The following is a 22,920-nucleotide window of genomic DNA, read 5'->3' as shown; positions in this document are numbered from 1 at the left end:
GGCCACCATGACCCTGCTCCAGATCATGCCCGAGGACGACGGCACGACGGTGCTGCTGCGCACCGAGGACACCGCGCTGATCACCCGCGAGCTGGCCGCGGTCGGCATCGGCTTCGAGCGCTGGCCCACGGTGGAGCTGCCCGCCGACGCCGACCAGGCCGCCGTGCTGGCCGCCTACGCCGATGAGGTCGCCAGGGTCTCCGAGACCGGGCCGTACCCGCTGGTCGACGTGGTCCGCATGGTCCCCGGCGACGACCCCGGCTGGCAGGCCACCGCCGACGCCGCGCGCGGGAAGTTCCTCGACGAGCACACCCACGACGAGGACGAGGTGCGGTTCTTCGTCGAGGGGTCGGGCTGCTTCTACCTGCACCTCGGCGACAAGGTGTACGCCGTGGTGTGCACCGCGGGCGACCTGATGTCGGTCCCGGCGGGCACGACCCACTGGTTCGACATGGGTTCACGGCCGCACTTCTGCGCCATCCGCTTCTTCCAGGAGGAGGACGGCTGGGTGGCCGGGTTCACCGGGGAGACGATCTCCTCGACCATGCCCACTTTGGACAGATTGCGCACCCGGGCGTCGGCATGAGGAAAGGGGGGCGCGAAAGCGCCCCCCTTTCCCGTGGTGCTCACGCGGCGGCGATGGCGTCGATCTCCAGCAGCCAGGACTCGTCCCAGCAGTCGACGACGATGATGCACATCGACGCCTTGTGCTCGCCCAGCACTTCCTGGCGCAGCAGTGAGTTCTGCTCCCGGTCGGAGCGCCGGGCCAGGTAGGTGTTGACCTTCACCAGGTTCTCGACGGTCATCCCGGCCTGCTCCAGGACCGCCAGCAGGTTCGCCCAGACCTGGCGGTACTGGGCCTCGAATCCCTCCGGGACGGTGTGGTCCGCGCGGAAGGGCGGCTGCGCGGTGATGAACAGCCACTTCTGCGCCCCGGTGACCAGGGTCCCGTTGGTGATCCCAGGGTCGGACAGGTGCGGCGGGTCAACGCGGGAGATCTGCATGCCCGCCAGGGTAGGGGCGGGCGCCGACCCTGTCCTCCGCCTGCGTGCGCGGCCCACGTGCGCAATGGCCGGCGACAGCAACCCGTGAGATGTCTCGGCTTTCCTCATGGTGCAACGTGAATTCACCACATCCGATGGAGGTGTCCATCATTATGTCGGAGTCCTTAGTGGCTCGTCTGGCGGGCAACGCGGCCACCCGGCCCACCGCTCCCGCCGTCGTGCTGGGTGACCAGCGCGTCGACTACGCCGAGCTGGCCGCGATGACCGTCGCCGCCGCCGCGCGGATCGAGGCGCTGGGCCTGCGCGGAGGCGGGCCGGTCGCGGTGCACGCGGCCAAGTCCCCCGAGACCCTGGCGCTGATCGCGGCCTGCCTGCGCGTGCGGCTGCCGTTCCTGCTGCCGTCGGTCGAACTGGGCGCCGACACGTTCAGCGCGCTGCTCGAGAGCGTGGGGTGCACCGACATCCTCGCCGCCGGGCCGGTGGACACCGCCGCGGGCAGGCGGATTCACGAGATCGCGGGCCTGGCGGCCGTGCGCCCGGGTGCCGTCCCGGCGCCGGACCCCGACGAGGTCGGCTTCCTGCTGACCACGTCCGGGTCCACCGGCCTGCCGAAGGTCGTGCCGGTGACGGTCGGGGCCCTCGACCGCTTCGTCACCTGGGCGGCCGACCACTTCGGAATCGGGCCGGGCACCCCGGTGCTCAACTACGCCCCGCTCAACTTCGACCTGTGCCTGCTGGACGTGTGGACCACGCTGGCGGCGGGCGGCACGGCGGTGCTGGTCGAGGCCCGGCGCTCCACCAACGGCCGCCACCTGGCCGCGCAGCTGCGCGACAACCGGGTGGAGGTCGTGCAGGCGGTGCCCATGCTGTTCAGCCTGCTCGCCGACGCGTGGGACGGACAGCCCTTCACCGACGTGCGCCACGTCGTGCTGACCGGGGACAAGACCTCGGGTCGGCTGCTGGCCCGGCTGCCCGAGCTGTTCCCCGCGGCCCAGATCTCCAACATCTACGGGTGCACCGAGACCAACGACAGCTTCCTGCACGCGCTGGTCCCCGGCGCGCCGACCCCGGCGGAGCTGCCCATCGGCAAGCCGCTGCCCGGTGTGGACGCGCTGGTGGTCGCCGAGGACGGAACCGTCCTCGACGGACCGGCCACCGGCGAGCTGTACGTGCGGACCCCGTTCCAGACCCCGGGGTACCACAAGTCCGGCGCGGGAGAGCGGTTCGTCCCCCTCGACGGCAAGGTGTACTTCCGCTCCGGGGACCTGGTCCGCCGGGACGCCGACGGCGTGCACACCCTGTTGGGGCGCAACGACTTCCAGGTGAAGGTCCGCGGCACGCGGGTCAACCTGGAGGAGATCGAGCACATCCTGCTCGAACACGAGGCCGTGGTCGAGGCCGCGGTGGTCGGGGTGCCCGACGACCTCGCGGGCGTCCGCGTCCACGCCGTCGTCCGGGGCCGGTCCCCGGGCGCACCCGACGGGCTCGCCCTGCGGGAGTACTGCAGGCTGCGGCTGCCCAGGGTGGCCATCCCCGCCGCGCTGCAGATCGTCACCGAAGCGCTGCCGAGGACCTCGACGGGCAAGGTCGACCGGCAGCAGATCCGCCGCAACGTCACGAACGGGAGCACGGCATGAGCGATTCGCGAACCATCAAGGAGTTCATCGTCGGGGAGTTCGTGCCCGACATCGACCCCGACCGGCTGGGCGATGACCTCGACCTGATCGCCGCCGGGATCGTCGACAGCCTCGGCCTGCTGCGGCTGGTCACCTGGCTGGGCAACCACTACGGCATCCCGATCGACGACATCGACCTCGCCGAGAGCGATTTCGTGACCGTCGCGGCGATCCGCCGGTTCGTCGAACGAGAGGCGCCGCTGGCGCAGAACACCGGAAAGGGTGGGTGGGACCGATGATCGTCCGCACTACGAACGATGTCGCGCCGCTGGAGTGGGGCAACGGCACCAGCAGGCGATACCTGACCGTCGGCGACGGGATGGGCTACACCATCACCGACACCGTGGTCCGTGCCGGAACCCGGTCCCCGCTCCAGTACCGGAACCACTTAGAGGCTTGCTACTGCATCTCGGGAAGCGGGCTGGTCATCGACTCCGATGGCAACGAGTACCCGATCTCGCCCGGCACGATGTACGCCTTGGACAAGAACGACGCGCACTACCTGATCGCATCGCCGATCGAGGACCTGCGCCTTGTCTGCGTCTTCACCCCTGCCCTGCAGGGCAACGAGGCGCACGACTTCACCCGCGAGTTCTCCAACTACTGACCACGGGTGGAGACGCAGACATGCGACAGTGGACAGACGCGCAGACAACCCTCCGCGCCGACTTCACACAGCAGTTCCGGGAGTGGGGCGAGGGGCACATCGAGCGCGACCGGGTCGCCGAGTTTCCGCTGGAGCAGTGGAAACTGGTCGCCGACTCGGGACTGCTCGGCCTTCCGTTCGACCCGGAGTGGGGTGGCCAGGGCCAGGACCTGGCCACCACGATGGCGGTGTTCGACGCGCTGGGCCACCAGTGCCGCGACACCGGGCTGGGCTTCTGCGTCTCCACCCACGTGGTGAGCACCGGGGTGCCGATCGACCGTTTCGGCTCCCCGGACCTGAAGTCCCGGTACATGCCCAAGATCTGCGACGGCAGGCTCATCGGCGCGCACGCCATCACCGAGCGGCACGGCGGCTCCGACGCCGCGCGGATGCGCACCACGGCCGAGAAGCGGGGCGACACCTTCGTCCTCAACGGCGAGAAGTGCTTCATCAGCAGCGGCCCGGTGGCCGACGTGTTCCTGGTCTACGCCAGGACCGCGGAGGGCACCGGACCGTTCGGCATCACCACCTTCGTCGTCGACCGCGACACCCCCGGCCTCGAACTGGGCCCGCCGATCGACAAGATGGGCCTGCGCACGTCCCCGTACTGCGATGTCAGCTTCACCGACTGCGTGGTGCCCGCGGCCAACGTGGTCGGCCGGGTCGGCAAGGGCTTCCTGATCCTCGACCACGTGATGACCTGGGAGATCCTGTGCTCCTTCGCCATCAGCCTCGGCGCGATGCGCCACCGGGTGGAGCGCTGCGTCGAGTACGCCAGGACCCGCACCCAGTTCGGCGCCAAGATCGGGTCGTTCCAGCTGGTGTCGAGCAAGATCGTGGAGATGAAGATCCGGATGGAGACCGCGTCGCGCTGGCTCTACGACACCGCGGCGAAGTTCATGGCGGGCGAGGACGTCATGGTCGACGTCTCGATCGCCAAGCTGCTGGTGAGCGAGGCGAACGTGGCCTCGGCGGCCGACGCGGTGCAGATCTTCGGCGCGCGCGGCTACAGCACCGAGTACGGCCTGGAGAAAGACCTGCGCGACGCGACCGGCGGGACCATCTACTCGGGGACCTCCGAAGTCATGCGGGACAAGATCGCTCGAATGCTCGGTGTGAGCTGACCGGGAAGGCAACCTGATGACTGTCACCAACGAACTGCTCGCCCCCACCGAGTTCCTCGACCACACCAGCGACGTCGTGCAGAACTTCGTCGACCGGGCGCTGGGCGAGGGGTCGGGCACCCCGACGGAGAACGCGGTCGCGATCTACTACGCGGTGCGCGACCGCCTCATGTACGAGGTCTACGGCGCCGACCTGAGCCGCGAGGGGCTGCGGGCGAGCGCGATCATCGAGCGGGGCCAGGGCTTCTGCGTGCACAAGTCCATTGTGTACGCCGCTGCCTGCCGCGCCGCGGGCGTGCCCAGCAGGCTGGTCATGACCGACGTCCGCAACCACCTCGCCTCGCCCCGGCTGCGCGAGCTGGTCGGCGGCGACATCTTCCGGTTCCACGCGCTCAACTCCGTGCACCTGGACGGGCGCTGGGTGCGGGCCACGCCGGTGTTCAACAAGATGCTGTGCAAGCTCTACGGGATCACGCCGTTGGAGTTCGACGGCACGGCCGACAGCATGTACCACCCGTATGACAGCAAGGGCAGGCGGCACATGGAGTTCCTGCACGAGTACGGGGAGTTCGACGACTTCCCGTACGAGCTGGTGGTCGAGGGCATCCGCGCGGCGCACCCGAAGCTGTTCGCGGGCAGGCACGCGCTGCGGTCCGGGTCGCTGGTGGCCGAGGCCGCCGGGGGCTCCGATGGCTGAGCCCGCGCTGCTGCTGGAGGCGGAGCCGCGGCTGGCGGCGCTGTCGGATCAGCTGGCGGTGTGCGTGACCGAGCTGCGCGAGGCGCGCCGCGAGGTCGACCGCCACGCCGCCGCCTGCGCCCGCCGCGGCCTTCCCGTCGACGGCGCGGTGGCCACCAGCCTGCTCGGCGCCGCGCGCCAAGCCGAGCTGCGGGTGCTCCGGCAGCAGCGCCGGACGTTCGTCCACCCCGCCGACGACCTGCCCGCCGCGCTGAGCGCGGGCGAGGTCGTGGTGCGGTTCGCGCTGTCCACAGTGGCCTACGTGCGCGGCGCGCTGGAGTGGTGCGCGCAGTCCTACGGGCAGTCGCGGGCGGTGCAGTTCTTCGACCCGGGGGCGCTGGACTGCCCGTCGGTCAACTACGAGCGCTACGAGCACCGCGCGGTGGAGCGGGTCGAGCGGCAGCTGATGGAGGTGTTCGGCCTCTCGGCGGACACCCACGGGCTCAGCGTCACCTCATCGGGGATGGCGGCCTTCTCGGTGATCGAGTCGTTCCTGGTGCGCACGCGGCTGCGTCCTGGGGACACGGTGCTGCTGGCGCCGTACATCTATTTCGAGTCCGCCGAGCAGCTGGAGGCGCTGCCGTTCATCACCGTGGAGCGGGCGTGCGGGTACGGGGTCGGCGAGATCGTCGCCGACGTCGAGCGGCTGCGCCCGCGCTGCCTGTTCGTCGACCCGGTGGCGAACATCGGCACCCAGCGGATGATCGATCTCGCCGCCCTGTTCGAGCGCCTGCGCGAGGTGCTGACCGAGCCGCTGACGGTGGTCGTGGACGGCACGATGATCGCCGCCGCCCTGCCCGCCGACCTGCTGGAGAGCGACGACCGCCTGGAGATCCTGTACTACGAGAGCGGGTCGAAGTACCTCCAGCTGGGGATGGACTCCGGGATGGCGGGCATGCTCGTCTACCCCTCGGAGCTGTCCGAGCGCATGTCCCTGCTCCGCCGCAACGCGGGCGCCGTCCTGTACCGCCACAGCGCCGAGCTCTTCCCCCGCTACGACCGCGCCGCGCTGCGCGAGCGCATGGGCCGGGTCTGCGCCAACGCCGAGCGCCTCGCGGCGACCCTGGGCGCCGACCCCCGCGTCCTCGCCGCGGGCTCGGTGCACCACCCGGCGCTGCCCGAGCACCCCGACCACGGCATCGCGGCCACCCTGGACTACGCCAGCGGGTTCGCGACCTTCCTGTTCCACGCGAACGCCCGCAACACCCGCGACCGGCTGAGCCCGGTGATCGACGCCATCATCGAGCACGCGGGCGCCGCGGCGGTCCAGCTCACCAAGGGCGCCAGCTTCGGCTTCTCCGCCCCGCGCGCCTCCCCGGCCGACCCGATGGCCGAGGGCGAGCCCACCTTCCTGCGGCTCTACGCGGGCGACCGCGCCGAGCAGATCCCGGCCCTGGCGGAGGCGGTGGCCAGAGCCCTCGCCGCCAACCCGGGGTAAGTCGGCAGCCCGCTTCGGGGCGTTGATCGGCCGGATGGGTGGGGCTCTGGCAGGCTGCTGCCCGAGGCGGCGCGCGGGGTGTCGCGAGGAGGTGGGGTTGGTGGGCGGCGGCGTGAAGGACGACCGGGGTGCGGTGATCGGGCACGGGGTGTCCTGGCTGGCGCGGTGGAGCCTGCGGTGGGTGCTCGTGGCGGCCGGGGCGGTGCTGTTGTGGCTGCTCATCGGCAGGCTCTGGGTGATCGTGCTGCCGGTGCTGCTCGCCCTGCTGATCACCACCGTGCTCTGGCCGCCCACCCGGTGGCTGCGCGGGCGCGGGATGCCGCCCGCGCTGGCCGCCTCGATCGTGCTGCTGGTCGGGCTCGGCACCCTCGGCGGGGTGGTCGCGCTGATGGCGACCACGATCGCCTCGGGCGTGCCGGAGATCGCCGACCGGGCCATCCAGGCGCTGGGCGAGGCCAAGGACTGGCTGGCGGGCCCGCCGTTCAACCTGGCCGACAGCCAGCTCGACCGGCTGGTCCAGCAGGGGGTCGACCAGATCACCTCCAGCGTGGGCTCGGTCGCCAGCGGGCTGCTCACCGGGGTCGGCACGGTCACCTCGGGGGTGGTGACCGGCGTCCTCGCGCTGGTGCTCGCGTTCTTCTTCGTCAAGGACGGCCCGCGGTTCCTGCCCTGGCTGCGCGGCGTGGCCGGGGGGCGCGCCGGTGGCCACCTCGCGGTCGTGCTGGAGCGGGTGTGGGTGTCGCTGGGCGGGTTCATCCGGACCCAGGCGGTCGTCAGCCTCATCGACGCGGTGCTCATCGGGGCCGCGCTGCTGATCGTCGGCGTGCCGCTGGCCGTCCCGCTGGCGGTGCTGACCTTCCTCGGCGGGTTCGTGCCCATCGTCGGCGCGTTCATCGCGGGCGGGCTGGCCGTCCTGGTGGCGCTGGTCAGCAACGGGCCGACGGCCGCGCTGATCATCCTGGTCGTCATCGTGGTCGTGCAGCAGGTGGAGGGCAACGTCCTGCAGCCGATCCTGCAGTCGCACAGCCTGCGCCTGCACGCCGCGGTCGTCCTGCTGGCGGTCACCGCGGGTGGCAGCATCTTCGGCATCGCGGGCGCGTTCCTGGCGGTGCCGGTGGTCGCGGCCGCCGCGGTGGTCCTGCGCTACCTCGGCGAGGTCATCGACGAGCGCACGGCGTCGGAGCCCGAGCCCACACCGGAACCCCAGCCCGAACCCCAGCCCGAACCCGAGCCCCGGCCCGAGATCGAGCGCTGACGGTTGTCCGCCGCGCCACCGGGGTACTCCCCGCGCATGGCGGCAGTGAGCAGGGAATTCCCCGTGCCGGTCGAGCGCGTGTGGAGCGTGCTGGCCGACGGCTGGGCCTACGGCGCGTGGGTCGTGGGCGCATCGCACATCCGGCGGGTCGACCAGGGCTGGCCCGCGGTCGGCACCCGCATCCACCACAGCGTCGGCGCGTGGCCCCTGGTGATCGAGGACGTCACCAAGGTCCGCGAGGCGCGTGCCGGGGAGATGCTGGAGCTGGACGCGCGGCTGTGGCCGCTGGGCGCGGCGGTCGTGCGCCTGGAGCTGGAGCCGACCCCCGGCGGCACCAGGGTCGTCATGACCGAGCAGGCGCGGTCCGGGCCGTCCACGGCGCTTCCCAAGAAGCTGCAGGACCTGATGCTGGTGCCGCGCAACCGCGAAGCGCTGGGCCGGCTGTGCGCCTTGGCCGAGCGACGGTCCGAGTGAGGACCCGATGACGAGCACCCGCCGTCCACTGTGGCCCGTGACGGCTTCGAGGCGATGATGAGGGGCCGCGGCCACGTGGTCGCGGGCCCGGTGGCCAACCGCTTGCGGGCGGTGGCCGGACACCTGTTGCCAGACTTGCCGGACCGGGTCCTCACCGTCGTGCACAGTCGGATGCCCAAGCCGGGCACGGCAGGCCACGCTCCCTAGTACCTAGTACAAGCGGCGGTGCAGTCCTCGGATCAGGCCCCGGTAGGCGGGCCCGTACCAGCCGTGAGCGGCCAACGCCGCCCGAGCGGCATTGGCCCCCGGGGCGCCGTGGACACCGCCGCCGGGGTGGGCCGAGGCGCCTGCCAGGAACAGACCGTCGATGACCGTGTCCGCGCGGCCCAGGCCCGGCGTCGGCCGGAACACCAACTGCTGGTGGATGCCCGCCGTGCCCGCGTTGATCGCGCCCGCGACCAGCGACTGGTTGCCGCGCTGCAGGTCTCCCGGCCCGGACACGACGCGGCCGAGGACCAGGTCGCCGAAGCCGGGCGCGTGGCGCTCCAGGGTGGCCTCGGTCTCCGCGGCCCACGCGCGCAGGCGCTCGGCGGGCCAGTGCCCGCCGCGGGGGACGTGGCTGTAGAGCCAGGCGGACTCGGTGCCCGACGGGGAGCGGCTGGGATCGGCGGTGGTCATCTGGCCCAGCAGCAGGAACGGCTCGCCGGGGACCCGGCCGCGCGAGAGGTCGGCGTCCACCGCGCCCAGGCCGTCGAGGTCCACGCCCAGGTGCACGGTCCCCGCCCGGCCCGCCTCCGGCGAGCGCCACGGGATGGGGCCGGAGAGCGCCCAGTCGATCTTGATGGTGGCGTCGTCCCAGTCGAACCGGCGCAGGTCGGCGGCCAGGCCCGCGGGCAGCAGGTCGGCCCCCACCAGGTCGAGGTAGAGCGCCGGGGCGGGCACGTCGGCCAGCACCGCGCGGGTCGCGCGGACGGCCTCGCCGTCGGCGGTGACCACGCCGAGGGCCCGGCCGCCGCCCACGACCACCCGCGAGACGCGCCTGCCGCACTCCAGCCTGCCCCCGCGCGAGCGCAGCCGGGCGACCAGCGCGTCGGTGATCGCCCCGGCCCCGCCCTCGGGCACCGGGAAGCCGACGTCCTGGCCGAGCATCGCCAGCAGCCAGCCGAACACCGCGCTGCCCGCCTGGCCGGGGCCGAGGTCGGTGTGCAGGGCGTTGCCCGCCAGCAGGACGCGCGCGCCCTCGCCCGCGAAACGCTCCTCGCCGAACCGGCGCACCGGCATCACGGCCATCCGCGCGGTGCGCAGCGCCTCGCCGACGCCCAGCGAGCGCAGCAGCCCCGCGCCCGCGCGGACCGGGGGGAACGGCCTGAGCAGCGCGTTCAGCAGGTCGTCGCGGATCTCCAGGTAGCGCTCGTACTCCGCGCGCCACGCCGCGCCGTCACCCCCGCCGAAGCGCTCGACGGACTCGGCGGTGGTGTCGATGTCCCGCGACAGCGTCACCACGCGGTCGTCGGGGAAGACGTGCGCCAGCGCCTGCGGGGCGTGCCGCCAGCGCAGGCCGTGCTCGTGCAGCCGCAGGTCGCTCAGCACGGGGGAGGCGACGCCGAGCGGGTAGAACGCGCTGTAGAGGTCGTGCCGGAACCCGGGCACGGTGATCTCGGCGGTGCGCACCGCGCCGCCGGGGGTGTCCTGAGCCTCCAGCACCAGGACCTCCCACCCGGCGTCGGCCAGCACGTTGGCCGCGACCAGGCCGTTGGGCCCGCTGCCGATCACCACAGCGTCCACCGTCACTCCTCACCTCGGGTCTCCCGGGAGGTACCCATCCTGGGCCCGACGGACACTTTATCCACAAAGGACAGTTCTGGTGGCCCTAGGCTCAGCACGTCGGCGGAAGGGGAGTGACATGCGTGACCTGGTGGTGGTCGGTGGCGGTACCGCGGGGATCATCGCGGCGAAGACGGCGGGCGGGCTGGGCGCCGACGTGGTGCTGGTCGAGCGCGACCGGACCGGCGGCGACTGCCTGTGGACGGGCTGCGTGCCCAGCAAGGCGCTCATCACCGCGGCGAACACCGCCCACGCGATGCGCACCGCCGACCGCTTCGGCATCGGCGCCGTCGAGCCGCGGGTCGACCTCGCCGCGGTGCTCGCCCACACCCGGCGCGCCATCACCAGGATCGCCCCGGTCGACGCGCCCGAGGCGCTGACCGCGGCCGGGGTCGAGGTGGTGGCGGGTGAGGCGGTGTTCACCGGCCCCCGGGAGATCCGCGTGGGGGAGCGGGTGCTGCGCTTCCGCCACGCCCTGGTGGCGACCGGGGCGAGGCCCGCCGTGCCCCGGGTTCCCGGCCTCACCGACCCGCTGACCAGCGACACCATCTGGGACCTCACCCGCCTGCCCGCCGCCCTGCTGGTCCTCGGCGGCGGCCCGGTCGGCTGCGAGCTGGGCCAGGCCATGGCCCGGCTGGGCGCGGCCGTCACCATCGTGGAGACCGCCGACCGGCTGCTGCCCCACGCCGAGCCCCGGGCGAGCGCCGCCGTGGCCGCCGCGCTCGGCGCGGACGGCGTCCAGGTGCTGACCTCGGCGTCGCTGACCCGGATCGCCGACGGCGCCGCGGTGGTCGCCACGGCGTCGGGGGAGCGGACGGTCCCGGTCGACCGCGTCCTCGCCGCCACCGGCCGCGTCCCCGCGACAGCGGGTCTCGGCCTCGCCGCGGCCGGGGTCGCCACCGACGAGCGGGGGCACGTCCGCGTCGACGCCCGGCTGCGCACCAGCAACCCCCGCGTCCTGGCCGCGGGCGACGTCACCGGCGGCCCGGCGTTCACCCACGTCGCCGGGATGCAGGGCAGCATCGCGGCGACCAACGCGCTGCTGGCCCCGGTCCGCTCGCTGGACCCCGACGCCATCCCGTCGGTGGTGTTCACCGCGCCCGAGGTCGCCCAGGTCGGCCTGACCGAGGCGCGGGCGCGGGCCGTGCACGGACGCGCGGTGCGGGTCCGCCGCCTCGGCCACGAGCACGTCGACCGGGCGATCACCGAGGACGCCGCCGAGGGCTTCACCGCGGTGGTCCTCGACGGGCGCGGCCGGGTGCTGGGGGCCACGGTGGTCGCGCCCCGGGCGGGGGAGATGCTGGCCGAGCTGGCCGGGCTGGTCGCCCGCCGGGAGCGGCTGCGCGACCTGGCAGGCGTCGTGCACCCGTACCCGACCTGGGCGGACGGGGTGTGGAACGCCGCCATCGCCGAGAGCGTCGCCGCGAGCCGCCGTCCCCTGCCCAGGGCGCTGGCCGCGGCGGTCCGCCGGATTCGGCGGCTGCTCTCCTAATGCGCCGTCTGATCCACTTGGGACTCATCCCGGACGCGGTGCGCCTGCGTGGCCGGATTCGGCGGTGGGCTCGCTCCGGTTGCCGCCCGCCACGGCCCGTGGCCATACTGGCTGTGGGGGTTGGGTCCAACAGGTCCCCTGAGCGCAGTCGACGTGAGGACGCTCGGCATGGAACGAGTCTCTTGGTCCGTGGTGCCCACCGCCCTCCCCGCGATGAACGTGATCGGCGACGACGAACACCTGACGGTGCTGGTCGCCGGTGAGATCGATGCCCTGACCGCCCCCGACTTCGCCGACGTCCTGGGCGAAGCCCTGCGCGCCTCGCCGCGAGCGGTCTCCGTCGACCTGCGGTCGGTGACCTTCTTCGGCGCCGCCGGTCTGGGCGTGCTCGTCGACTGCCAGGAGAGCGTCCTCGGCAGGCCGGTCCGGTGGCGCGTCCTGGTTTCCCCGCACTCGATCGTCCGCCGGGTGTTCACCGCCACGGAGTTGGAGGGCAGGCTCAACATGGTGGCCGTGCCCTGAACGGCCCGCGTCGTTCAGTCGAAGACGAGTTCGCGGTTGCCCGGCCGCCGCAGGTAGAGCTGGCTGACGACCTGCAGGACCACGAGCAGGACCAGCCACTGCGCGGCGCCGAGGGCGGGCACGACGTCAACCGGCAGCGTGTAGGCGAACACGACCCGCAGCGCCGCGTCGAGGAGCAGCCCGAGTCCCCAGAGGACAGTCACCGTGCGCCAGATGCGCCGGAAGTGCGGGATTCCCGCCCACCTCTCATCCCAAGTCGCCGCGTCCTTTTCGGACACCATCGCCCGGCCGAGCGCGAACATGGCAGGCCGCGCCGCGACGATGCTGGCCAACACCGCCAGCCCGAGCGCGGCGGTGATCGCGCCGTCCTTGGCCAACAGAAACCGAGGACTCCCGGTGAGCAGCGCACTCACCGAACTCACCGCGATCAGGACCAACACCAGCACCGCCAACCACTCCACCCGCCGATGCCGGACCAGTGACACCACCGCGCGCGCAGCGGGCACAAGCGCCCCCAACAACAACGCCTGCCACGCCGACACCCCGAGCGCCCGCAGGCCGTAGTACACCGCGAGCGGCGCGACGATGTCGACCAAGGCCATCGCGACCATCCGCCGGTTCACCGCTCGGCCTCGGCTGCGAGAGCGTTGATGAGAGCGCGTTTTCCGCGCGGGGTGCGGTGTCGGCGAGGGGCATCGCGGTCATCCGGGTTCATTGGCCTGCCTCCGCGCTGAGGGCGAGTGGGCGGACGTCGAGGTGGGGCGCATTTCCCGGGTGGGACGTGGAACCTGATGTCGGCCAGGGATATCGAGGTCGGCTGGGCGGTTCACCGGTCGGCCTCGGTGGCGAAGGCGAGGAGGCGGGTGTTGACGGCGTCGGCGCACTCCCCGGGGAGGGCGTGGGAGGCGGCGGGCCAGATCTCGACGCGGACGTCGGGCAGGAGATCCTCGGCGCGCCGCCGCGCCCGTCCGGCGTCGAGCATGGTGCTGCGGCCGCCGAGCACCGCGAGGACCGGCAGGCGCACCGCGCGCAGGGTGTCCTCGCTCGGGTAGGTGGGCGGGGGGAGCGCGGCGGAGTGATCGCGCATGCCCGACTCGATCAGCTGGGCCACCGGGTCGTCCTGGTCGACGGGTGCGCCGTCGGACAGTGAGTCGATGAAGCGCCGTCGCAGCCAGGCCGGGGCGACGGGCGCGGCGCCGATCGAGCGCAGGATGGTGCCCAGGGGGATGCGGTCGAGGGTGTGCGCGGGGTCGAGCAGCGCGACCGAGGCCAGGTTGGCGGGCGCGTGCGCGGCGAGGGTCAGTGCCAGCCAACCGCCGATGGAGGTGCCGACCAGGTGCGCCGGGCCGGTGGTCACGGCGTCGAGGACGGCCCGCAGCCAGGCGACCTGGTCGGCGGTGCCGCGCAGGGGGACCGCCTGGACGCTGCGGCCGGGCTCGCCGAGCATGTCCAGCGCGTAGACGGTGCGGTGCTCGGCCAGCGCGGGCAGGTTGGGCGCCCACGTCGCCGCGGGCGCGGATCGTCCGGGCAGCAGGACCAGCGGCGCGCCGCCCGCGTCGCCGAAGCGCAGCACCCGCACGGTGCCGTAGGGCGTGTCGACGTCGCGGACCTCCTCGGGTGTGGGCAGCGTGGCCATCGCCCGGTCGTACGCGGCGAGGAAGCGGGCGCGCCCCTCGGGACTGGTGAAGTGACCGACTCGCATGGTTTCCCCCTGTTTTGCGATACGATCAGATCGTAAAACCTTGGACGGGTTTTCGCAAGCCGATCGGATTGCAACGGAGGTGCGGTGCCCAAGCAGGTCGACCACGCCCAGCGGCGCGGACAGCTCGCCGAGGCGGTGGGGCGGGTCGCGGCCCAGGAGGGCTTGGAAGCGGTCAGCCTGGCGCGCGTGGCGCAGGAGGCCGGGGTGTCGAAGGGGCGGGTGCAGCACTACTTCGGCACCCGCGACGACCTGCTCGCCTTCACCCTGGGCCACCTGCGCGAGCGGGTGGACGCCCGGCTGCGCGAGCGGCTGACCCGGGCCCAGCCCGACGGCCCGCTGGAAACGGTGCGCGAGGTGGCCGCCGCGCTGCTGCCCGTGGACGAGACCGCCAGGACGGAAGCCCTGGTGGCCAACGCCTTCCTCATCCGCGCCCTCGCCCAGCCCGACACCGCCGAGAAGTTCCGCCACGGCCACACCGAAATCCTCGCGCTGCTGACCTCCCAACTCACCGCCGCCCAAACCGCGGGCGAACTACGCGCGGAGGTCGACCCGGCCCGTGAGGCGGACATCCTGCTGGCCGTCGTCGGCGGCATCAGCGACGCCGTCCTGATCGGACACCACACCCCACAAACGGCCCAAACCGTCCTCGACTACCACCTCGACCGACTGGTCCCATGGCCGTAATCGCTCGGACGGCTTGGGTGCGGAAGGTGGCGGCGTCGGAGTCCTGGTTGTCCTCGGCCACAGCGTTGGCCGGTTGGTCCGCTGATCGCAGAACCACCGGCCGGGTGTCCGAGCTGTTCTTTGGTCGCCTCGGTCAGTCGACCGGTCGCAGGGTCACTCGTTCGGCCAGGGTGCGGATGGTGGCGGCGTCGCCGGTGCCCAGGCCGTGGCGGGTCACGTTGGTGGCGCCCGCGGCGGCGCCGAGGCGGATGGCGTTCTCGACGCTGTCGCCGGTGGCGAGGGCGGCGGTGATGGCGGCGGTCATCGAGTCGCCCGCGCCGCGGTGGTCGACCGAGCGCAGTTGGGGCACCTCCACCAGCCAGATGTTGTCGGCGGTGCGGGCCAGGGCGGGCTGGTCGGCGCGGGAGACCATCACCAGGAGCGCGCCGGTCTCGGACATGCGGTGGGCCGCCTCGACCAGTGAGGGCACCGAGTCCTCCGCCTCGCCGTCGTCGATCAGCTCCTCGTGGCTGACCTTGATCACGGTCGGGCCGCCCGCGCGGGCCGCCGCCAGGTCGTCGCCGGAGAGGTCCACCACGACCCGGCAGCCCAGCTGGGTGAGGTCGGCGACGAGGCGCTCGTACAGCGAGGACGGCACGACCTCGGTCTTGGTGCCGCTGAGGATCGCGGTGCCCTCCTGCATGGCCTCGCGCAGGGTCAGCGCGTAGAGGTCGTCCAGCTCGTGGCGGGTCAGCGGGTCGGCGGTCATCTCCACGACCTCGCTGCGGGAACCGTCACGCCGGTCGTGCACATAGGCCCCGTTGCGCGCGGTGACCTCCCGCGGCTGCACCCGCACACCGTCGTTGTCGACCAGGTGCCGCAGGATCTGCCCGGTCTCCCCGCCGAACGCCCCGCACAGCACCACCGGCACACCCAGCGCGGCCACCATCCTGGCCTGCCACACCCCCTGCCCACCGGCGTGCACGTGCACATCCGGCTGACCGTCAAGATCCTCCACGGTCACAGTCAACTGCGGCGACGGGGTAAACACCACGACGCCGCCGGTCCCCACTCGATCGCTGGTCACCCCGCCTACATACCCACAGCACCCGCCGTTGACCCCCACCGTGAGGCGAATAACCGATTGACGCACTCGCCGAGGGTGCGCGACCCTCGGCGTCGACCAAGGGAGAGTGCGATGACGACCAACCAGAAGCGACGCCGACGCGGCGGCCTTCGCGCACTCCAGGCTCCCCTCACGACGTAGAACCACGTCCTGACCAGGGAGCCGCCCATCGCCGACCGCGATAGGGCGGCTTTCTCCATTTGGCGTGTTCTTCCAATGCCCTATAGCTCAGCAGGATAGAGCGCCCCGCTACGAACGGGGAGGCCCCAGGTTCGAATCCTGGTAGGGCAGCACGGCCCCCGTGGTCCAACGGACAAGACACCGGCGTCCGAAGCCGGAGACGCAGGTTCGACTCCTGCTGGGGGCACCAGCCCACGCCCGTCGCGCTAACCCGCACCGCTGCGCGCGCAACTGACGGCGGAAGTGGTACCCGAGGGCGTATCACGAAGGGGACGAGGAGCAGGCTCGGTGATCGGGGCGGTCACCGCTTGGCCGTCGGTTGCCCAGAGTCTTGACCGATTTCCTTGCAGCGCAGGCGGTATCGCTCCACGCAGCGCAGCAGGGCATCGTGGAGGTCGTGGTACCAGCGTTCCGCGAAGGCCGAGCCCGGCAGCCCAGTGCTGTGCTCGCGTGCGATCTTCAGTGCCGCGACGTAAGTCTCGTAGTAGGCGAGTCGTTCAAGGTCTGTCGCGCTGTCGTGCGGCGTGAAGCGCATGAAGTGGTCGACAACGTCATGGACGTTCGCCAATCTCGGCCATGCCGGCACCATCCAGTATTGCTGGTCGCGCAGCGAACGGAGGCTGCCGCTCGACGCGTGAGTCATGGCATCCACAGCGCCCTCCGTGATGACCGACGACGGTGAACCTGGTCGATCCGATGGCGGAAAGTGCCTGATCACTGGCCCTCCTGGCGCCGTTGCCGCCTGGAACGTCCAGGCCCTACCCTGCCTATGGAAGGGTCTGTAGTCGCCTGAATACAGGGCGTTATGGGCTGGCAGTCAGCGGGCAGAAACCGTGCACTGTGGCCCCTGGCCTGCGGATGCACAGACGCTTCGGATGAGGGTGAAGCGATGGCAAAGCGACCGCGCTTGGTCGCGCGGCGAAAGTCGCTTGGGTTCAGCCAGGAGGCACTCGCCGAAAAGCTGGGTGTCGACGTCTCAACCGTTCGCCGCTGGGAGTTGGGCACGTCAAGCCCGCAGCCGTGGGCATGGCCGAAGATCGCGCGGCAACTCCAGGTGTCGCCCGACCAGTTGGGCGAGTTGTTGACGTCTGGTGCCTCGCTGCTTTCTGTGACTGGCGTTCGACGGGTGGAAGCTGCTGATCCGCACCGCTTGGCGAGCAGTGCTGCGCAAGAGTCAGTGCGATTCGTGGAGGAGATCACCGGCTCGCACGTCAGTGATGGCGCTATCGACCACTTGCGCTGGGAACTCAGCCGGATCGCCGTGGAGTACGTGTACACACCCGTGTCGCTGTTGTTCGACGACCTGGTGGAGGCGAGAAACGCCATCTTTGGTCTGCTGTCTCGCCAGCAGCGACCGCGGCACACTCGCGACCTGTACGTGCTCGGAGGCATGGCCTGCCTGCTGCTGGCTCACGCCTCCCAGAACATCGGCGACCAGCGAGCGGCGCTCGCTCAACTCCGTTCCGCCTGGACCTGTGCAGACGTTGCCCAGCATGACGCGCTTCGGCTGTGGGCGCGGGGAACGGCCGCGTTGATCAACGAGTGGTCGTTGCGCCATCGCGCCGCCGTCGACCTGGCGCAGGAGGGCAGCCGGTTCCCGGCCAGCCGGGAGTCACGCCTGCGGCTGGCCGCCATCGAAGCCCGAGCCGCCGCTCGGATGGGCGACAAGGCGCACGCCACCGTGGCTCTGGCCCGGGTCCATGCCATTCGGGATGAGCCCGTGGACTTCGATGACGTGACCGACCTCGGTGGGCTGCTGAGATTTCCCACCGCCAAGCAGTCCTACTACCTCGGCAGCACGTACGGCCTGCTCGGCGATTACCAGAAGTCCGAGACGTACGCCGCCGAAGCGATCGCAGCCTACGAGAACGGTCCTTCCACCGAGCGATCGTACGGCGACGAAGCCCTCGCGCGGCTCGACGTCGTCAACGCCCGGCTGGTACGCGGCGAACTGGACGGCGCCCTCGACGCGGCCGCGCCCGTCTTGGCCCTGTCGCCGAAGCGGCGCATCCAGCAGTTCGATCTCGCAATCGGCCAGACACGCGTCGTGCTCGCACAGTCGACTATGGGGGACACGCCTGATGGTCGAGCGCTCATGGACGAATTGCGGCACTTCGAGGAAGAAACGCGATCCAACCTGCCTGCGATAGCATCCACTCGATGACGCAAAGCATCGCGAGCGCGGTTCATGAATCCGCCCGTTCCGTTGGCCTGAACACCGACGGCTGTCGCTTGCTCGCACAGCACGCCACCAGCGTTTATCTGCTGCCTAAAGCTGCTGTCGTCGCCAGAGTCACCCGCAACCGTCAGGACACCGAAGCTGCCGAGCGCGCTATTACGCTCACACGATGGTTGTCCGGGTGCGGCTTACCTGTAACCAGTCCACTCGATGTCGAGCAACCAGTGAATATGGGCGATCTGACCATCACATTCTGGCGCTACTACCCCCAGGGCAACCGTTCCAAGCCCGAGCCCGCCCACCTCGGCAGCATCCTCCGCGATCTGCACCACATAGGCAATCTTCCCGTTGCGTTGCCGACGTATGCGCCATTGGCCCAGTTCGGCGCAACCGTCGCCAGTACTACCTCTCTCGGTCGAAGTGACGCAGCATGGCTGCGCGAACAGGCGAGCGAGTTGCTGGAACGCTTTGCGCAACTGGACTTCGCCCTCGGTACCGGCCTGATCCACGGCGACGCCTATCCAGGCAATCTCTTGTGGGACGACGACCGCGTACTCCTCGGCGACTGGGATGAAGCAGCCACCGGGCCTCGTGAGCTGGATCTAATCAATACCTACCAGGGAGCGCGGTTCGGGCGAACCGAATCCCAACTCGCCGCGTTCAGCAAAGCCTACGGCTACGACGTCCGCCACTGGCCTGGTTTCTGGGTGCTGCGCGACATACGCGACCTGCACACCCTCGGCGCATTCATCCGCCGCGCCGACAGCGGCGACAACACCGCCGCCGGCCAGCTCCAGCATCGGCTCGACACCCTGCGACGAGGTGACCGCCAAGCGCTCTGGCGGGCAGGATAAGCAGAGAATTCAACTGTTATCTCACACTTCTGCCCGCTCACCGACCAGCGGTGCGCGGCCTCGCCGAAGTGGTGACCGCCTGATCACCTACGGGCCGGTGGTCAGCCAGTCAGCGACCGCCTGGATGACCTCGACCTGCCAGAGCTGGGTCTGCGGGTCGGCGTACTCCGGGTCGTCGTGCACCGCGATGCCGTGCTGCGCGCCTTCCAGTTCCATGAACCGGTGCTCGCACGTCAGCTGCTCGACCGCACGGCGCGATGATTCCACCGAGATGAACGTGTCCTCGCTGCCGTGCGCGATGAGCGTCGGCGCGGTGATCTCGCCCAGCACGTCCCGCGGCTTGAGCCAGAACACCTCGTTGAGGATCGGGCGGCCCAGCTTGAAGGTCGGCGAGTGCCCGACGAACCCCCGCTCAAGGAGTTGCCGCCCGCCCTTGTCACTGATGTGACCGTTCTCCCATGCCTTCTTCTCGTCCACGAACCGTTGCTTGTAGTCGATGAGCGGGTTGATCAGGACCAGGCGCCGCACCTCATCCGGTCGCTTCGCCGCGTAGTACGCCGCGGTGCCACCCGAGAAGCTGGCGGCGATGAGCGAGGTTCCCGTGCAGCCAGTCTCGGCCCGCAGATGGTCGAGCCCGGAACGGATCACGTTCAGCACCGCTGACAGCGACAGATCCTCCTGGCGGCCTTCGCTCTGGCCATGCCCCGGCAGATCCAGCCGCAAGGACGCGATACCCGCCTCGGCCAGCCCCGCCGCCATCCGCGTGAAGAAGCCGCCCTCCTCGCGCGTGACCCCCGCGCCATGCGCCAGCAGCGCGGCATGGCCGGTAGACCCGTCGGGAACATCCAACGTGGCCGCGAGCCGGAGACCGTCGAGGTTGCGGACAGTGGTCGGCGTGCTGGTCGGCATCCGTGCGGTCTCCTGGGTGGGCTGGTGCTGTGCGATCAGGATGGCACTGCGACTTCGGCCCATGACAACTGCTGGACCTCCCTCAAAGGCTTTGTCCGTAGCGGCGGGCGAATTTGACCAGCCAGGGGGCGAGGGGGGCGAGGGTGAGGTCCAGTGCGCGGCTGATTGGGGGGAGGGTTGCCAGGCGGGCGGGGGCCCACCAGCGGGGGACCGAGACCGTGCGGGAGTGGTGGGCGGTGAGGCAGCGGGCGACCTGGTCGGCTACGCGGTCTGGGGGGAAGCCCGCGGACAGGCGGTGCGGGGCCTCGGCGTTGGTTGGTCGGTCTTGGACCGCGCGTACCAGCCATTCGGTGCGCATGGGGCCGGGGCAGATGGCGTGTACGCGGACGCCGTGGGGGGTTTCTCGGCGTAGGGCCGTGACGAGTCCGTCCACGCCCGCTTTTGTCGCCGAGTACAGCGACAGCGGGGGGATCGGCACGGCGCCGACCAGCGAGGAGATCATCACGATGTCGCCGCCGCGCTCTCGGAGGTGGGGCAGGGCCAAGCGGGTGAGCTGGGCGACCGCCGTGAAGTTGACGGCCACGATGTCGTCGATCTCGGCTGGGTCGAGGTCGTCCAGCCTGCCGACCTGACCGTGGCCCGCGTTGTTGACCAGCGCGTCCAGCCGTCCCCACCGGTCCAGCACGGCGTCCACCAGCCCGTCGCGGTCGGTGGCCCTGGTGACGTCGCACCGCACGCCGTCGACGCCGGGCATCCGGTCCAGGGCCGCGTCGAGCCGTCGCTGGTCGCGTCCGCAGATGACCACCCGCGCGCCGCGCTCGGACAGTAGCCGCGCGGTCGCCTCCCCCAGCCCGGCCGAACCGCCGGTGACCAGGACAACCCTGTCTCGCAATGACCGCATGGCCTCCGGGTACCCGCTTGTCAGGTATTCAAAGAACTGCCCAAGGCCGCCATCGCCGCGGCGACCGCGGCGTCGCGGAGTTCCCGCGCCGGGACGTCGGCGAAGTGCATGGTGCAGTCCTGCAGGCCGCCGAGCGCGACCACGGCGCCCGTGGCCGCGGTGAGCGGGGCGTCGGCGCCGACGAGCAGGTCGGAGAGGCGGGCGCGCCAGGTGAGGACGACCTCGATGAGGTCGAGTTCGGTGAGGGTGGCGTACTCGGTGAGAATGAGGATCATCTGGTGCCGATGGCGGTAGTGGAAGTCGAAATAGCCCTCCAGCAGGGCCCGGGGACCCGCGGGCCGGGACTCCTGGGCGCGGATGAACGCCTCGCCCTCGTCGATGAGCGGCTGGACGATGCTGCGGACCAGGTCCTCGCGGGACTGGAAGTGGTAGTACAGCGCGGCCTTGGTGATGCCGAGGCGATCCGCGATCTCCTGCAGGCTGGTCCGCTGCACGCCCTTCTGGGCGAACAGCTCCCGGGCGGCGGCCTGGATGCGGCTCTTGGTGTCGTTCGTCATTAAGCGCGAGCGTAGCTGACTTAACGGTTGGTAAGCTGACTTACCTACCGTTAAGTAAGGGGGCGACATGCGTGTGCTGATCTCAGGGGCCAGCGTCACCGGACCGGTCCTGGCGTACTGGCTGGCCAGGTACGGGTTCGAGGTCACGGTGGTGGAGCGGGCCGAGCGGCTGCGGAAGGCGGGCGGGCACGCCGTGGACCTGTTCCGGCCCGCCATGGAGATCTCCGAGCGAATGGGGGTGCTCAAGCGGATCGAGGACCGGGCGACCGGCACCGAGCGGATGGTGGCGTACCGGGAGGGGAGCGCGCGGCCGGTGACCGTCGACATCGGCAAGATCTACGCCGCGGCCAGCGACCGGCACGTGGAGATCATGCGCGACGACCTCAGCGAGATCTACCACGACGCCACCCGCGACCACGTGGAGCACATCTTCGGCGACTCCATCTCCGCCATCTCCCCGGACGGCGAGGTGGCGTTCGACACCGGCCCCCCGCGCCGGTTCGACATCGTCGTCGGTGCCGACGGCCTGCACTCCAACGTGCGGCGGCTGGTGTTCGGCCCCGAGCAGCGCTACAGCGCGTTCATCGGCGCCTACCTCGCCGTCCTGTCCCTGCCGGACCACCACGCGCGCGCGGGCGAGTTCACCGGCCACTTCGGCGCGGGCCGCGTGGTGGGCGTCTACGGCGCCCAGCACGACGGCGACGCCCGCGCCGTGTTCCTCTTCCGCGCCGACAGCGAGCTGGACTACCACCACCGCGACGTCGAGCGCCAGAAAGTCCTCCTCCGCGACGCCTTCTCGGGGATGCACACCAGGGTGGACGGTTGGCTCGGCGAACTCGACAGCGGCGGCGCGTTCTACTTCGACTCCATCACCCAGCTGCGCATGGACACCTGGAGCCGCGGCCGGGTGACGCTCGCGGGCGACGCGGGCTACTGCCCGGGCCCCGCGGTCGGCGGCAGCACGAGCCTGGCCGTGTTCGGGGCGTACGTCCTGGCGGGCGAACTGGCCGCGGCGGGCGGGGACCACGAGCGCGCCTTCGCCGCCTGCGAGCGGGAGATGGCGGGCCCGGTGGCGGCCAGCCGGGCGTTCGCGCTGGGCGCGGCCAAGAGCCTGGTCCCGACCTCCCGCCTGGGCGTCCTGGCCCTGCTGTACGGCTCGCGCGCGGCCGCGGCGCTGCCCTCCGGGCTGACCAAGGCGCTGGCCCGCCTCAACACCAAGGGAATCCGCCTGCACGACTCGATGACCGTGCGGGACTACTCAGCGCGGTGATCCAGCACTTGCGGGTGCTCACCGAGAGCGGCTTGGTCAGCACGGAGAAGTCGGGCCGGGTGCGCATCTGTCGGATCAGGCCGGACGCCTTGCGGCTGGCCGAGGACTGGATCGGGCGCAGGCGCACGGACTGGGAGCTGAGCCTTGACCGGCTCGGCGATGTCCTGGCCGAGCCGGACAACACTGTTTTGGAGGGGCCCCATGACTGAGCGAACCGTGATCACCTCGACCTTCGAGATCGAGCGCGCCTATCCGGTGGCGAAGGCGCGCTGGTTCACCGGCGCGGGCGTCGACAAGTACGAGCTCGACTTCCGGCCCGCCTGGCGCGAGCAGGGCACCAACGACTGGCTGACCGCGTTGGGGGAGGAGCTGCGCCGCTGACATCCGT

General features: G+C 71.3%; 26 protein-coding genes and 2 tRNA genes. 19 read left to right on the top strand and 9 right to left on the bottom strand.

The features are described from left to right. Positions 1-7 precede the first annotated feature (7 nt). A complete protein-coding gene (locus ACTG9Q_RS23230; RefSeq protein WP_455574970.1) occupies positions 8-586 on the top strand; it encodes a 1,2-dihydroxy-3-keto-5-methylthiopentene dioxygenase in 579 nt (192 codons plus the stop codon). Between the two features lie 40 nt (positions 587-626). On the opposite strand, the gene ACTG9Q_RS23225 is transcribed toward ACTG9Q_RS23230, so the two are convergent. Further along, complete coding sequence (locus tag ACTG9Q_RS23225; protein WP_455574969.1) at positions 627-1,004, bottom strand: RidA family protein; 378 nt, start codon at positions 1,002-1,004, stop codon at positions 627-629. A 167-nt stretch (positions 1,005-1,171) separates the two neighbouring features. On the opposite strand from ACTG9Q_RS23225, the gene ACTG9Q_RS23220 reads away from it, so the two are divergent. The 8 genes from ACTG9Q_RS23220 (at position 1,172) to ACTG9Q_RS23185 (ending at position 8,353) form a co-directional block, all read left to right on the top strand. Next, positions 1,172-2,641 (top strand): AMP-binding protein, encoded by a 1,470-nt coding sequence (locus tag ACTG9Q_RS23220; RefSeq protein WP_455574968.1) that lies wholly within the window; start codon positions 1,172-1,174, stop codon positions 2,639-2,641. Beyond that, positions 2,638-2,919, top strand: a complete 282-nt coding sequence (locus ACTG9Q_RS23215) for an acyl carrier protein (protein ID WP_455574967.1) — start codon at positions 2,638-2,640, stop codon at positions 2,917-2,919. The genes ACTG9Q_RS23220 and ACTG9Q_RS23215 overlap by 4 nt, the downstream gene beginning before the upstream one ends. Then, positions 2,916-3,287 (top strand): ectoine synthase, encoded by a 372-nt coding sequence (locus ACTG9Q_RS23210; protein ID WP_455574966.1) that lies wholly within the window; start codon positions 2,916-2,918, stop codon positions 3,285-3,287. Before ACTG9Q_RS23215 ends, ACTG9Q_RS23210 begins: the two co-directional genes overlap by 4 nt. A gap of 20 nt (positions 3,288-3,307) precedes the next feature. Then, on the top strand, positions 3,308-4,450 hold the full coding sequence (locus ACTG9Q_RS23205) for an acyl-CoA dehydrogenase family protein (protein WP_455574965.1): 1,143 nt from the start codon (positions 3,308-3,310) through the stop codon (positions 4,448-4,450). Positions 4,451-4,466: 16 nt separating this feature from the next. After that, the gene (locus ACTG9Q_RS23200; RefSeq protein ID WP_455574964.1) at positions 4,467-5,147 is read left to right on the top strand and encodes a transglutaminase-like domain-containing protein; all 681 of its coding nucleotides are present in this window, start codon (positions 4,467-4,469) and stop codon (positions 5,145-5,147) included. Continuing rightward, on the top strand, positions 5,140-6,624 hold the full coding sequence (locus ACTG9Q_RS23195; protein ID WP_455574963.1) for a PLP-dependent transferase: 1,485 nt from the start codon (positions 5,140-5,142) through the stop codon (positions 6,622-6,624). The genes ACTG9Q_RS23200 and ACTG9Q_RS23195 overlap by 8 nt, the downstream gene beginning before the upstream one ends. Positions 6,625-6,724: 100 nt before the next feature. Beyond that, positions 6,725-7,879: an AI-2E family transporter gene (locus ACTG9Q_RS23190; RefSeq protein WP_455574962.1), complete on the top strand. Its 1,155-nt coding sequence runs from the start codon at positions 6,725-6,727 to the stop codon at positions 7,877-7,879. Positions 7,880-7,915: 36 nt separating this feature from the next. Continuing rightward, a complete protein-coding gene (locus tag ACTG9Q_RS23185) occupies positions 7,916-8,353 on the top strand; it encodes an SRPBCC family protein (protein ID WP_455574961.1) in 438 nt (145 codons plus the stop codon). 210 nt (positions 8,354-8,563) lie between these two features. Here the strand turns inward: ACTG9Q_RS23185 and ACTG9Q_RS23180 are convergent, their stop codons facing one another. Further along, the gene (locus ACTG9Q_RS23180; RefSeq protein ID WP_455574960.1) at positions 8,564-10,144 is read right to left on the bottom strand and encodes a phytoene desaturase family protein; all 1,581 of its coding nucleotides are present in this window, start codon (positions 10,142-10,144) and stop codon (positions 8,564-8,566) included. A gap of 112 nt (positions 10,145-10,256) precedes the next feature. On the opposite strand from ACTG9Q_RS23180, the gene ACTG9Q_RS23175 reads away from it, so the two are divergent. Both ACTG9Q_RS23175 and ACTG9Q_RS23170 read left to right on the top strand, forming a co-directional pair. Further along, positions 10,257-11,669: a dihydrolipoyl dehydrogenase family protein gene (locus ACTG9Q_RS23175; RefSeq protein ID WP_455574959.1), complete on the top strand. Its 1,413-nt coding sequence runs from the start codon at positions 10,257-10,259 to the stop codon at positions 11,667-11,669. A 168-nt stretch (positions 11,670-11,837) separates the two neighbouring features. Continuing rightward, positions 11,838-12,191, top strand: a complete 354-nt coding sequence (locus ACTG9Q_RS23170; protein ID WP_455574958.1) for an STAS domain-containing protein — start codon at positions 11,838-11,840, stop codon at positions 12,189-12,191. 14 nt (positions 12,192-12,205) lie between these two features. Here the strand turns inward: ACTG9Q_RS23170 and ACTG9Q_RS23165 are convergent, their stop codons facing one another. Continuing rightward, positions 12,206-12,793, bottom strand: coding sequence for a VC0807 family protein (locus ACTG9Q_RS23165; protein WP_455574957.1), 588 nt, complete (start codon positions 12,791-12,793; stop codon positions 12,206-12,208). Positions 12,794-13,017: 224 nt separating this feature from the next. After that, on the bottom strand, positions 13,018-13,893 hold the full coding sequence (locus ACTG9Q_RS23160; protein WP_455574956.1) for an alpha/beta fold hydrolase: 876 nt from the start codon (positions 13,891-13,893) through the stop codon (positions 13,018-13,020). 84 nt (positions 13,894-13,977) lie between these two features. On the opposite strand from ACTG9Q_RS23160, the gene ACTG9Q_RS23155 reads away from it, so the two are divergent. Beyond that, positions 13,978-14,577 carry a TetR/AcrR family transcriptional regulator gene (locus ACTG9Q_RS23155; protein ID WP_455574955.1) on the top strand — a complete coding sequence of 200 codons (600 nt, stop codon included), beginning with the start codon at positions 13,978-13,980 and terminating at the stop codon, positions 14,575-14,577. A gap of 133 nt (positions 14,578-14,710) precedes the next feature. On the opposite strand, the gene ACTG9Q_RS23150 is transcribed toward ACTG9Q_RS23155, so the two are convergent. Next, positions 14,711-15,574, bottom strand: a complete 864-nt coding sequence (locus ACTG9Q_RS23150; protein WP_455574954.1) for a 1-phosphofructokinase family hexose kinase — start codon at positions 15,572-15,574, stop codon at positions 14,711-14,713. Positions 15,575-15,899: 325 nt separating this feature from the next. Between ACTG9Q_RS23150 and ACTG9Q_RS23145 the strand changes: the two genes are divergently transcribed. Both ACTG9Q_RS23145 and ACTG9Q_RS23140 read left to right on the top strand, forming a co-directional pair. Then, a tRNA-Arg gene (locus ACTG9Q_RS23145) sits at positions 15,900-15,973 on the top strand. Between the two features lie 4 nt (positions 15,974-15,977). After that, positions 15,978-16,052, top strand: a tRNA-Arg gene (locus tag ACTG9Q_RS23140). Positions 16,053-16,163: 111 nt separating this feature from the next. Here ACTG9Q_RS23140 and ACTG9Q_RS23135 read toward each other — a convergent pair. Further along, the gene (locus tag ACTG9Q_RS23135; RefSeq protein ID WP_455574953.1) at positions 16,164-16,514 is read right to left on the bottom strand and encodes a hypothetical protein; all 351 of its coding nucleotides are present in this window, start codon (positions 16,512-16,514) and stop codon (positions 16,164-16,166) included. A 237-nt stretch (positions 16,515-16,751) separates the two neighbouring features. On the opposite strand from ACTG9Q_RS23135, the gene ACTG9Q_RS23130 reads away from it, so the two are divergent. Together ACTG9Q_RS23130 and ACTG9Q_RS23125 are read left to right on the top strand one after the other, a co-directional pair. Beyond that, entirely contained in the window at positions 16,752-18,026 is a 1,275-nt protein-coding gene (locus ACTG9Q_RS23130) for a helix-turn-helix domain-containing protein (RefSeq protein WP_455574952.1), read from the top strand. Next, the gene (locus ACTG9Q_RS23125; protein ID WP_455574951.1) at positions 18,023-18,895 is read left to right on the top strand and encodes a phosphotransferase; all 873 of its coding nucleotides are present in this window, start codon (positions 18,023-18,025) and stop codon (positions 18,893-18,895) included. Before ACTG9Q_RS23130 ends, ACTG9Q_RS23125 begins: the two co-directional genes overlap by 4 nt. A gap of 87 nt (positions 18,896-18,982) precedes the next feature. On the opposite strand, the gene ACTG9Q_RS23120 is transcribed toward ACTG9Q_RS23125, so the two are convergent. The 3 genes from ACTG9Q_RS23120 to ACTG9Q_RS23110 all read right to left on the bottom strand — a co-directional run bounded on the left by ACTG9Q_RS23120 (position 18,983) and on the right by ACTG9Q_RS23110 (position 21,262). Further along, a complete protein-coding gene (locus ACTG9Q_RS23120; protein WP_455574950.1) occupies positions 18,983-19,804 on the bottom strand; it encodes an alpha/beta hydrolase in 822 nt (273 codons plus the stop codon). A gap of 82 nt (positions 19,805-19,886) precedes the next feature. Next, on the bottom strand, positions 19,887-20,705 hold the full coding sequence (locus ACTG9Q_RS23115; RefSeq protein WP_455574949.1) for an SDR family oxidoreductase: 819 nt from the start codon (positions 20,703-20,705) through the stop codon (positions 19,887-19,889). Positions 20,706-20,725: 20 nt separating this feature from the next. Further along, positions 20,726-21,262, bottom strand: coding sequence for a TetR/AcrR family transcriptional regulator (locus ACTG9Q_RS23110; protein WP_455574948.1), 537 nt, complete (start codon positions 21,260-21,262; stop codon positions 20,726-20,728). A gap of 67 nt (positions 21,263-21,329) precedes the next feature. Here ACTG9Q_RS23110 and ACTG9Q_RS23105 point away from each other — a divergent pair, with 67 nt between their 5' ends. From ACTG9Q_RS23105 to ACTG9Q_RS23095, 3 genes are read left to right on the top strand one after another with little or no spacing between them, the layout of a single operon-like run. After that, a complete protein-coding gene (locus ACTG9Q_RS23105; RefSeq protein ID WP_455574947.1) occupies positions 21,330-22,532 on the top strand; it encodes an FAD-dependent monooxygenase in 1,203 nt (400 codons plus the stop codon). Continuing rightward, complete coding sequence (locus ACTG9Q_RS23100) at positions 22,529-22,741, top strand: ArsR/SmtB family transcription factor (protein ID WP_455574946.1); 213 nt, start codon at positions 22,529-22,531, stop codon at positions 22,739-22,741. Before ACTG9Q_RS23105 ends, ACTG9Q_RS23100 begins: the two co-directional genes overlap by 4 nt. Then, on the top strand, positions 22,734-22,913 hold the full coding sequence (locus tag ACTG9Q_RS23095) for a hypothetical protein (RefSeq protein WP_455574945.1): 180 nt from the start codon (positions 22,734-22,736) through the stop codon (positions 22,911-22,913). The genes ACTG9Q_RS23100 and ACTG9Q_RS23095 overlap by 8 nt, the downstream gene beginning before the upstream one ends. The last annotated feature ends 7 nt before the right edge of the window (positions 22,914-22,920 follow it).

It is taken from the genome of Actinokineospora lacus (assembly GCF_053813445.1).
Note: the sequence above shows the minus strand (reverse complement) of the source record. Positions and strands in the feature narration are given on the sequence as shown.